At 64.2% G+C, this 10,991-nt stretch carries 9 protein-coding genes; 2 read left to right on the forward strand and 7 right to left on the reverse strand.

Features of this window, described 5'->3' with window-relative positions; all coding sequences use genetic code 11:
• Window positions 1-45: 45 nt before the first annotated feature.
• The 6 genes from J7E36_RS01625 to J7E36_RS01650 all read right to left on the reverse strand — a co-directional run bounded on the left by J7E36_RS01625 (window position 46) and on the right by J7E36_RS01650 (window position 5,808).
• Window positions 46-1,302, reverse strand: a complete 1,257-nt coding sequence (locus J7E36_RS01625) for an NAD(P)/FAD-dependent oxidoreductase (RefSeq protein WP_214999234.1) — start codon at window positions 1,300-1,302, stop codon at window positions 46-48.
• Window positions 1,299-1,535 carry a 2Fe-2S iron-sulfur cluster-binding protein gene (locus J7E36_RS01630; RefSeq protein ID WP_214999236.1) on the reverse strand — a complete coding sequence of 79 codons (237 nt, stop codon included), beginning with the start codon at window positions 1,533-1,535 and terminating at the stop codon, window positions 1,299-1,301. Before J7E36_RS01630 ends, J7E36_RS01625 begins: the two co-directional genes overlap by 4 nt.
• On the reverse strand, window positions 1,528-2,643 hold the full coding sequence (locus J7E36_RS01635) for an NAD(P)/FAD-dependent oxidoreductase (protein ID WP_214999238.1): 1,116 nt from the start codon (window positions 2,641-2,643) through the stop codon (window positions 1,528-1,530). The genes J7E36_RS01630 and J7E36_RS01635 overlap by 8 nt, the downstream gene beginning before the upstream one ends.
• Window positions 2,640-3,572 carry a 4-hydroxyproline epimerase gene (locus J7E36_RS01640; RefSeq protein ID WP_214999240.1) on the reverse strand — a complete coding sequence of 311 codons (933 nt, stop codon included), beginning with the start codon at window positions 3,570-3,572 and terminating at the stop codon, window positions 2,640-2,642. Before J7E36_RS01640 ends, J7E36_RS01635 begins: the two co-directional genes overlap by 4 nt.
• Before the next feature lie 280 nt (window positions 3,573-3,852).
• Window positions 3,853-4,524, reverse strand: a complete 672-nt coding sequence (locus J7E36_RS01645) for a GntR family transcriptional regulator (protein WP_214999242.1) — start codon at window positions 4,522-4,524, stop codon at window positions 3,853-3,855.
• Window positions 4,525-4,641: 117 nt separating this feature from the next.
• Window positions 4,642-5,808 (reverse strand): MFS transporter, encoded by a 1,167-nt coding sequence (locus J7E36_RS01650; RefSeq protein WP_214999244.1) that lies wholly within the window; start codon window positions 5,806-5,808, stop codon window positions 4,642-4,644.
• 126 nt (window positions 5,809-5,934) lie between these two features.
• Between J7E36_RS01650 and J7E36_RS01655 the strand changes: the two genes are divergently transcribed.
• Both J7E36_RS01655 and J7E36_RS01660 read left to right on the forward strand, forming a co-directional pair.
• Window positions 5,935-7,329, forward strand: a complete 1,395-nt coding sequence (locus J7E36_RS01655) for a PLP-dependent aminotransferase family protein (protein ID WP_214999246.1) — start codon at window positions 5,935-5,937, stop codon at window positions 7,327-7,329.
• Window positions 7,330-7,454: 125 nt separating this feature from the next.
• Entirely contained in the window at window positions 7,455-9,584 is a 2,130-nt protein-coding gene (locus J7E36_RS01660; RefSeq protein WP_214999248.1) for a TonB-dependent siderophore receptor, read from the forward strand.
• Window positions 9,585-9,723: 139 nt separating this feature from the next.
• Here J7E36_RS01660 and J7E36_RS01665 read toward each other — a convergent pair whose 3' ends face one another.
• On the reverse strand, window positions 9,724-10,458 hold the full coding sequence (locus J7E36_RS01665) for an SDR family NAD(P)-dependent oxidoreductase (RefSeq protein WP_214999250.1): 735 nt from the start codon (window positions 10,456-10,458) through the stop codon (window positions 9,724-9,726).
• Window positions 10,459-10,991 lie beyond the last annotated feature (533 nt).

Here is a 10,991-nt window from a genome sequence, read left to right on the forward strand (position 1 = left end):
AGCAAGCTCGGCTCCCACAGTTTCAGGGTGGGCGCCATGTATGTGTCAGGCGCGAGGGTCCTCTTCCAGGGCGAGCAAAGTGTCGATCCGCGCCGGGCTGAACGGCGGGCGTGGCGTTGGCGGTGTCCAGCCGAACAGATGTTCCAGCGCCGCGCCGCACACCCGGCCCTGGCACGCGCCCATGCCGCAGCGGCTGGCCAGTTTCGCTTCGCGCCAGCTTTCATGGCCGAGCAGTTCGCCGTAGGGCACGTCTTCGCAGCGGCAGACCAGGGTGTCGGGACGGGCCAGGGTTTTGAGTCGTGCGTCGAGGGCGAAGGCCTTGCTCAATGCTCGGGCGAAGCCTTGCCACCGTGCCCGACGTGGCCACAGGTGCTGGGCCGCGACGGTATTGCCAACCGCGGCATGGCCGGCGATGGCGCCTTCCACGAGCGCCAGTTCACTGCCGCCGAAACCCGTGCATTCACCGGCGGCGTAGTGCTCGGGCCGAGTGGTTGTTTGCCAGGCATCGACCTTCAGCGCCTGGTCTTGCAAGCCGCAGCCCAGGGCTTGGCCGAGCTGGGTATTGGGAACCAGCCCAAAGCCACAGGCCAGTCGGTCGCAGGCCAGTTCATAGGTCTTGCCGTGCTGGCGCAAGCGTACGCCCTCAAGCCGGTCCCGTCCCAAGGCCTCCAGCACATGGGTATCGGTGCGGTAGTGCCCATCGAGCAGGCTGAACGACTGCAGCCATTTGTTCGGCCAGCGCGGTAGTTGCGCGGCGAAACCGAGCACGCTGGCGCGGTGGGCCTGCTCGGCGATGCGCAACACCTGCGCCCCCTGATGCTTCGCCGTGGCGGCGCTCGCCAGCAGCAACGGGCCGCTGCCGGCGACCACCAGCCGTTCGCCCCGCACCGGCAAGCCCCCCTTGATCAATGCCTGCAACCCGCCCGCGCCAGTCACGCCGGGGAGTGTCCAGCCGGGGAAGGGCAGCAGCAGCTCCCGGGCGCCGGTGCAGAGGATCAGGCGGTCGTAACGAATCTGCCAGCCGCGCTCGGCATCTTCCAGCAGCAGGGTGTTGTCGGCGGCGCAGGCGATCACCCGAGTCTCGGGGTAGCAGCGCACGTTGGCACAGGCTTGCAATTGATCGCGCAGGCGTCGAGCTTCGCTGGGCAGGTGGGCCTGGGGGCCGTCGCGCCAGATCTGTCCGCCGGGCAGCGGATTGTCATCTAGCAACACGATGCGCGCGCCACTGCTGGCCGCCGCCAGGGCGGCGGCCATGCCGGCGGGGCCGGCGCCGATGATCAGCAGGTCGGTGGAATCGTTCATGACCGGGTCTGCACGTGCATGCCATCGCGACACAGCGTCTGGCAAGCCAAGCGACGATGGCCGTCGATCAGCACCCGGCATTCCTGGCAGATGCCCATGCCGCACACCGGCGCGCGGCGCTGTCCGCCGACCGAGGTGCGGCTGCAACCGTCGGCGCCCAATGCCAATGCCGCAGCGACGCTGGTGCCGTTGGCGACGGACAGTGGTTGGCCGTCGAGGAATAGTTCAGGCATGAGGCGGCTCTCCCAGAAAGCGCTGCGGCAGGTAGGCTTGCGGGGCCAATGGCGAGGTTTCGTTGAACAGCTGTGCGACCAGTAGATCGGCGGTTGCAGGTGCGGTCGTCACGCCCAATCCTTCGTGACCGACCGCCAGCCAAAGGCCCTTGCGCTGGGGATGTTGTCCCACCAGCGGCAGGCCGTCGGGGCTGGCCGCGCGAAAACCGGTCCAGGCGCGGATGCCGTTGAGTTTCGCCAGCCCCGGCAGGTAGTCGACGGCGCGCCTGAGCATCTTCGCCAGCATCCAGCCTTCCACCTGCGGGTCGACGGTGCCGAATTGCCGTGACGCGCCGATGAACAATTGCCCGGTCGGCCGCGGCTGGATATTGCACGCCACCGACGGCCCGCTGGCGGTGTGGGCGCTGGTGACGTAGCCCAATTCCACCAGGGTATGGGAGACGGTCGCGGGGTAGCGGTCAGTGATCAACAAGTGACCTTTTTTCGGCTCGATGGGCAGCTCCGGGCACAGCTCGGTGGCCTGGATGCCGTTGGCGAGGACCACCGCTTCGGCGCTCAACCAGCGACCATCGGCGAGGCGCACGCGATGGCCGTCGACTTCGCTGACCTGGGCGCGTTGCTGGCGAATGTTGCTGGCGTCGAGCATCCAGCGCGCGGCTGCCGGCGCGTACAAGATGCCGTCGCCCTTGATCAGCAGGCCGCCTTCCAGGCCCGCACGCAACTCGGGCTCGCGCTGGCGAAGGGTAGCGTGGCCGATCAGTTCGCAAGCTTCGCCGTGGGCCAGCAGGTTGAGGTATTTGCTGTGGGCCACCGCCATTTCCTCGGCATTGGCCGCCAGCCAAAGGGTGCCGTTGTTGCGCCAGGCGCAGGCGGCGGGCAGGGCGGGTGCCAGTTCGCGCCAGCGTTGCAAAGAATATTGGCTGAGGGCCAGTTCCGCCGGGTTGTCGTCGAGCACCAGCAAATGGCCCATGCCGGCGGCCGTAGCGCCATGCCAACCGGCGTCCAGCACCAACACCTGCAAGCCGCGCTGGGCCAGTGATCGGGCACAGGCCGCGCCGATGATGCCGGCGCCGATGACGATCACGTCGGCGACAGGGCCTTCATTCATGGACGGATGCCCCAGGCGAACGGGTCATCCGGCTCAATGATCAGCGTACTTTCGGCGCTGATATACGCCCGGCCGCGAATGGTCGGCACGATGCGCTCGCCGGCCTGCTCGTAAGAACCTTCGAACTCGCTGCCAATCACACTGGCCTGGCGCCAGAGCTGACCCGGTTGCAGTTTGCCGTCCGCTGCCAGGCACGCCAGTTTGGCGCTGGTGCCGGTGCCGCAGGGGGAGCGGTCATAGGCTTTGCCGGGGCACAGTACAAAGTTGCGGCTGTCGGCGTGAGGGTCATCGGCGAACAATTCGATGTGGTCGATCAGGCCGCCATCTTCGCCGCGAAAGCCTTGCTGTTCCAAGGCCTGTTGGACGGCGTAGGTGTAGGCGGTCAACGCGTCGAGGTTATCGCCGGCCACCCGCTGGCCGTGGTCGGCGATCAGGAAGAACCAGTTGCCGCCCCAGGCCACGTCGCCCACCACCGGGCCGATGCCGGGCACGTCCAGGCTCAGCGCCTTGCGGTAACGGTAGGCCGGTACGTTGCGCACGCTGACCGAACGATCTTCGTGCAAGGTGGCCTGCACGGTGCCCACCGGGGTTTCGATGCTGTGCACGCCGGGGCCGATCCGACCCAGGTGGGCCAGTGACGCCACCAGGCCAATGGTGCCGTGGCCGCACATACCCAGATAGCCGCTGTTATTGAAAAAGATCACCCCGGCACAGGCGCTCGGGTCTACCGGTTCACAGAGCAGCGCGCCCACCAGCACGTCGCTGCCGCGCGGTTCCAGCACGCAGGCGCTGCGCCAGGCATCGTGTTGTTCGGCAAGGCGCTGCCTGCGCTCGGCCATGCTGCCCCGGCCCAGGTCTGGAAAACCGTCGGTGACCAGCCGGGTGGGCTCGCCGCCGGTGTGGGAGTCGATCACGGTGATGCGTTTCATGAGGGCGCGTCCGTTCAGGTGATTGGACGCAAGGGTCGCCCGCGAGGGGGGCTGGAGGCTTGATGGATTTAGTCGTTGGCGGTGACGAAATCGGCACAGTGAAGAGTCTGATGCTCGACGCTGATGCCGGTCCGTTAAGCAAGCCCCTGTGGGAGCGAGCCTGCTCGCGAAGACGGAGTGTCGGACAATTCATGCTGCCTGACACACCGCTTTCGCGAGCAGGCTCGCTCCCACAGGGGATCGCGGCTTCCCGAAAGATGGGGTGGCTGACTGGCTGGGCTTAATGGCTGGTTGGCAGAAACTCAAACAACGTCTTGCACACCCCGGCAATGTGTTCGTCCAGCAGCTTCACAGCCCGTTCGACATCACCGGCACGGCAGGCGTCGAGGATTTCCCGGTGCTCGTGGTCGGCGCGTTCCTTGCCGGCCGAAAGGCTCATCTGCATGCGCAGGTAGCGCTCCAGCTTGTCGTGCACCGAACGGATCAACCCCACCAGGAACGGTCGTTGCGCCGGCTCGTAAAGGCAGGCGTGCAGTTGCCAGTTCAGTTCGGCCCAGCGACCCACGTCGTCCTCGCCGATGAATTCCCGGCAGATGCCCTCGGCACGGGCAAAGGTGTCTTCGGTCATGTTGGGGATCGCCAGACGCAGCACCTTGTCCTCCAGCAACATGCGCACTTCGAACATCTGCGCCAGCTCCGCCTCGGAAATGCGCGTGACCATGGCTCCGCGATTGCGCTGGAACATCACCAGGCCCTCGGCCTCAAGGCGCTTGAGCGCCTCGCGCACGGGGATCTTGCTGACGTTGAACTGCCGGGCGATGTCATCCTGGCGAATTGGCTCATCCTCGACAAAGTGCCCGGCCACGATCGCCTCGCGCAGGTGCCGGGTGATGATTTCCGAAGTAGATGGGGTGTTGCCCAGGTCTGGCAGGTTGAACTTGGATAAGGTCACGGCGGCGGATCGGTGGCTGAGTTAGGGATATGGTATACGACTTGGTTGGTACGGTGTCGAGCCGTCCCTGAGGGTTGATCTCCATTCTTCAGTTCTATCCCTCGCCACGGGTCAACGTTATCCGTGGGAGACGCGGCTTATATAAGCTCCCGTTCGCACAATGACCAGCCCCGTGACCAACGCGCCCAACGCCAGCGCCAGCCCGAACAACACCAACGCCACATTGGCGCCGAACGTGTCAACCAACACGCCGGTCACCACCACCGGAATGCTGAACCCGACATAGGCGAACAGAAAGAACCCGGCACTGACCCGCGCTTTTTCCAGGCCGGCCATCGCCGTGATCGCCGACAGCCCACCCAGGTACAGAAAGCCATAACACGCGCTGCTGGCCCCCAATGCCCCGAGCAGCACCGCCGTCAGCGAACCGCTGCTTGCGCCCCAGGCCAGCAGCGCATAGCTCGACGGCAGCACCAGCAACCCGACGCCGGTGGCCCGGGCCGGTTGCAGGCGGCGGGCCCAGGGCTGGAAGAGTAACCCGCAGCTGATCACGGTGAAGGTCGACAGGCCCGACCATTGCTGCAGGTTGTGGGCCGCCAGCACCGACGGCAGTATGGCGATGACCAGGCCCGAGGTGGCCCAGGCCAGGAGCATGGAGAAGCTGTAGGGCAGGCTGCCGGCGGGGAACAAGGGCCGGCGCAACAGCGGTGCATCGATGATTCGCACGGCGGGGTCCGGCAGCTTGGAAACCACCACCATCGCCATGGCGGCCAGCCCCAGCTGCAACCAGAAACTGCCAGGGACGACACTGTGGTCGATCAGCAGAAACAGGCTGGTCAAGGCGGCACCCAGGCCAAAACCGAGGGAGGTACTGGCGGTGACCCGGTTCGCAGCCGCACGGGTGTCGCCGCCCGCCATCAGCTCGGTCATGTAGGCTGTCGAGGTCGCCGACGCCAGTCCGGTACCCACGCCCATCATCAGCCGCGCCAGGCCCAGCGCAATCAGGTTCGGCCAGATCGAGGTAATGATCGTCGCCACCATCGACAGGCACAGCGCCAGCAGGATCAAGGGCTTGCGTCCCACTCGGTCGGCAACCCCGCCGAAGGCCAGCAGCACCGGCAGCACGCCAAGCACGTAACACGCAAACGCCACCGCCGTGGCGCCGGCTCCGTAGCCGGAAACCTGCGCATAGGTGGTATACAGCGGCGCCTGCAGGTTGACCGCCAGGGTGATCAGGCAAAGGCCGAAAGCCAGTCCCCATGAATGTCGATATTGTGCGTTCAAGCGCTTTCCTCGGATGTATTGACGCCGTGGACTATCACTGCCGGGTCCGAAGGCAACAAGGAACAGCCGAGGGCATTTATGTTTAACTGTTCGCTCGGAATTTGAGAACACTCAAGGGCGCACACCGTGGACCTGAACATCGATCGCAACGTCGCCGAGCCCATGGTCCGGCAACTGGTCACCCAATTGCTGGGTTGGATAAAGCGCCAGCGCATCCGTCCCGGTGCGCGGATGCCCTCCATCCGGCAGTTGGCCCAGGAAAACGGCGTGAGCCTGTCCTGTGTGATCAAGGCCTATGACCAATTGGTGGCCAGCGGGGTACTGGAGTCCCGGCATGGCTCGGGTTTCTTTGTCGCGCAACAGGTGGCCCGGTCACTGGAGCCCGACGCTGGAGCAGGAGATGGGGCGTGGGCGTTGTTCGAGCCTGAATCGTCGCAGCTCAAGCTCGGCTGCGGCTGGTTGCCCGATGCCTGGCGGGACGACACCGATCTGGGCCAGGCGATCCGCCAGGTGGTGCGCAGCGACAACCATGCGCTGTTCAACTACAGCACCCCGCTGGGGTCTGCTGATCTGCGCCAGCACATCCAGAAACGCCTGGACCTGATCGATATCCACGTCGATCTCGCGCAGATCCTCACGACCCAAGGCGCCAGCCACGGCCTCGACCTGCTGGTACGCACGTTGCTCAAGCCCGGCGACCTGGTGCTGGTGGAAAGTCCCGGCTACTACAACCTGTTCAACCTGCTGAGGCTGCACGGGGTCAGGACCCTGGCGGTTGCGCGAGGCACCCAGGGCCCGGATATCGATCACCTGGAGCGCTTGCTGGAACAGCACAAGCCCACCTGTTTCTTCGTCAACAGCATGTACCAGAACCCCACCGGCACCAGCCTGGCGCCGAGCGTGGCGTATCGTCTGCTGCAATTGGCCAACCAGCATGATTTCCGGCTGATCGAGGATGACATCTACGCCGATTTCCAGAACGGTCCGACCTCGCGCCTGGCGACCCTGGATGGATTGGATCGGGTGATCTACCTGGCGAGTTTCTCCAAGACCTTGTCCAGCTCCCTGCGCGTCGGTTATGTGGTCGCCCAGCCCGACATCATCCACCAGTTGGCCGAGGTCAAGATGGTGACGGGCATCGGCTGCTCGCTGCTGGCGGAAAGTGTCGTGGCGGCGTTGCTCGCCAACGGGGCGTATCGCAAGTTGATCCAGCGCCTGCGCCAGCGCCTGAACAAGCAGATGGCGAGCACCCTTCGCCAACTTGACTTGGCCCATTGGGAAGTGTTCGCCGAACCCACCGGAGGCCTGTTTGTGTGGGCCAGGCCGAGGCACCTGGCAAGCGGGCGCGTGCAGCAGATCGCCCATGAAGCACAGGTCCAGCTGTCTCAGGGCTCGGTTTTTTTGCCGGGGGGAGAAGCGTGCGACTGGCTGCGATTGAATGTGGCGTTTGTCCAGGACGTGCGCGCGCAGACGTTTTTTCGGCGGGTCGAAGAGGCGTCGCTGATCGGCTGCGGTGACTGAGGGGGCGCCAAGCGAAAGATGTTAATGGGAATCCATGTCAAACAGTAATGAGTTGCTGTATCTTTCGCGGCACATTCTTGCCAGCCACAAGACAGGCCGGCGTTTCCCCTCAGGATTGTGCATCGATGCGTCGGATTCTCGTTTCTCTGTGTGTGCTTCAGGCTTATTCGCTTTCCACTTGGGCAGATGAACCCATCGCCACTGCGCCAGCGTCCATGGAGTTGCAGGCCACCGACATCGTCGGCGCCGCCGACTATGAAAACGCTCAGGGCCCGGTCAAGGGCTATCACGCCACCCGTTCGGCCAGCGCGACACGCACCGACACCGCCATCCATGAAACCCCGCAGTCGATTTCCGTGGTGTCCCGCGACGTTGTCGAAGACCTTGGCGCCACGCGCCTGCAGGACGCCCTCGACTACGCCGGCGGGGTAGGCCGGGCTAACAACTTCGGGGGCCAGGGCCTGACCACTTTCACCGTGCGCGGCTTCACCACAGGCGAGTTCTACCGTAACGGTTTCCCGATCAACCGTGGCTACCCGAACATGCCCGACGCCAACACCATCGAGCGCCTGGAAGTGCTGCGCGGCCCGGCGACCATGCTGTACGGGCGTGGCGACCCGGGCGGTACCTTCAACGTGGTGTCCAAGCAGCCGTTGGCCGAGCGCACGGTGACCCTGGGCAGCCAGCTCAACGACCAGGGCATGCGTCGCGGCACCCTGGATGCATCCGGCCCGTTGGATGAAGCAGGCAAACTGGCCTATCGCCTGAACCTGATCGGCGAGGGCGGCGACACCTTCCGCGACCACGTCGAGACCGAGCGCTACGGCGTTGCGCCGGTGGTGACCTGGCAGGTCAACGACACCACGCGCCTGACGTTCGAAGGCGATTTCATGCGCAACAACCATCCGCTGGACCGTGGCGTGACCCACTATCCCGGCCAGCGTGGCACGGCGTCCCGCGAGACTTTCTTCGGCGAAAAGGACGCCGGCGAACTGCACAACGACAACACGATGCTGCAGGTGCGTTTCGAGCACATGCTCAACGACGACTGGACCCTGGCCGGCGGCACCCAGTGGCTCGACGGCACCTTGCAGGGCAAAGCCGTCGAAGGCAACGGCATCGCCGCCGATGGCCGCACCCTGGGCCGCAATTTCAACTATCGCAAGCTGGAATGGACCGACCGCGACACCCAACTCAACCTCACCGGCCATTTTTCCACGGGCGGGTTCGAGCACACGCTGTTGACCGGGATCGAATACGAGGACTACGACTACCAGTCGATCATCCAACGTTCCGCTGCGGGAACGGGCGCCTACCCGATCGATATCTTCGACCCGGTGTATGGTCAACCCCGTCCTGCGCTGACCCGCACCCCCACCGATGATCAGGAAAACCTCAAGACGTTCGGCCTGTTCGTGCAGGACCAGGTGGCGCTCACCGAGCGTTTGAAACTGTTGGCGGGGGCTCGATTCGAGCGCTTCGAGCATGAGTACGAGACGTTTGTACCCAATGGCAAGAGCTGGGAAAAAAATGATAATGCCGTCACTCCGCGCGTGGGCGTGCTCTACGACCTGACCGACACGGTGGCTGTCTACGCCAACACCGCCCGCTCGTTCAAACCCAACAGCGGTGCCAGTCGCCAGGGTGGCGGGTTCAAGCCGGAAGAGGGCAAGTCCTATGAGCTGGGCGTGAAATGGGAGGCGCTGGACCGACAGTTGAGCGTCGACGCGGCGGTGTACCAGATCGAGAAGCGTAACGTCCTCACCACGGACCCGGTGGATTCCACCTTCAGCGTCGCCGCCGGGGAAGTGCGCAGCCGTGGTTTCGACCTGAACGTGGCCGGCAACCTGACGCCGCAGTGGCGCATGATCGGCGGCTACGCCTATGTCGATGCCGAAGTCACCCAGGACACCAGTATCCCCAGCGGCACCCGTCTACTCAACGTGCCCAAGAACACCTTCAGCCTGTTGAACGTCTACGAATTCCAGGACGGCGGCCTCAAGGGCCTGGGCCTGGGCGTCGGCACCAAGTACGTGGATGAGCGGGCCGGCCAGACCGCAGCGAACGCGTTTGCCATGGACAGCTACACCGTCGTCGACCTGCTCGGCTACTACAAGGTCAACGAGCGGATCCGCCTCAACCTGGACTTGAAAAACCTGTTCGACGCTGATTACGAGGAAGGTGCATTCGGTAACGTCTACGCCTACCCAGGCGCGCCGCGGACCGTGCAGGCTGGTATCTCCTACATGCTCTGAAGTGAGCAAGAGACCCGGAAACGGCGCAAAACCCTGTGGGAGCGAGCCTGCTCGCGATAGCGTCAGGTCAGTCGATGAAAGTATCGGCTGAAGGGCCTCATCGCGAGCAGGCTCGCTCCCACAATGGGACTGTGGTTTTCTACCACTTGCCCGTGCTCATCCCACCATCCACCGGCAATACCACGCCGGTGGTGAAGTCAGCACCCGCCAGATACAGCACGGCCTCCGCAATTTCCTCGACGGTGCCGACACGGCCGGCCGGGGCCAAGTGGTTGAGGAATTCGCGGTGCGCCGGGTCATACATCGGCGTGTCGATGATGCCGGGCGCGACGGCGTTGACCTTGATGTTATACGGCGATAGCTCAAGGGCCAGGGCGCGGGTCATCTGGTTGACACCGCCCTTGATCAACACCGGCAGCGCGGCCGGCACCTGGATGTTCGGTTGCAAGGCCACCGAAGCGGAAATGTTGATGATGAAACCCTGTCGACGACTGATCATGTGCGCGGCCGCCGCCTGGCTGGCATAGACGAGCCCCTTGAGGTTGGTGGCCAGCAACGCCTCCAGGTCCTGGGGGCTGTACTCGATGAAGGGCTTTGGCAGGAAGAACCCCGCGTTGTTCACCAGCCCCTCAACACTGCCAAAGGCCTCGATGGCTTTGGCGATGATCGTGGTTGAAGTGGCCGGGTCGGCAATATCACCGGCCACGCCGATGAAACGCTCCGAGTGGTCGAGCAGGGCGGCGGCATCGTTCAGGCCGGACTGGGAGCGGGCATTGCCCACCACGTTATAGCCCCGGTCCAGGAACGCCTTGACCAGGCCCAGGCCGATACCACTGGAAGCGCCGGTGATGATGACGGTTTTGTTGATGTTCATGCTGTTGACTCCTGATCACATTGAGTTGGAACCGCTGCGCCGCGGTGGGCGCTGGGTGTGATCAGGGTATTGATGCGGTCTGGTTTGATAAATCGGGGGGCTGGTACTTGAGTTGATACCTCATGTAATCAATTCGGACACTACCACAATCCCCATGGACTTGATCGAGAAGGTGGTCTGACCGTTGCCCTCTATTTTGGATTGGGTACATATCATTGCTGCGGTAACGGCGGCTTAGGGTTCCGCCCTGACGGCGGCTCACTTTTGAACAGCCGGAATGCCGGCCCAGGCAAAAGTAAGCAAAACGCTTTTGCCCCACCACTCGATGCCTCGCCTAGGCTCGGCATGCCCGAAAGCTCGCCGAGGCGGCCTAGTAGCCGACCTGGCTCTGCGCGGTCGTACCCCCTTTCGATCTGTGGGCTCGCCTGATCTATGGGGTACATCTGTGGGAGCAAAGCTTGCTCGCGAGGCGGCCTGACAGCCGACCTGATATCCCGGCTGCACCCGGCCCTCCTGTGGGAGCAACTGTCTTG

Source organism: Pseudomonas fluorescens, assembly GCF_018614775.1.
Taxonomy (GTDB): Bacteria; Pseudomonadota; Gammaproteobacteria; order Pseudomonadales; family Pseudomonadaceae; genus Aquipseudomonas; species Aquipseudomonas fluorescens_BY.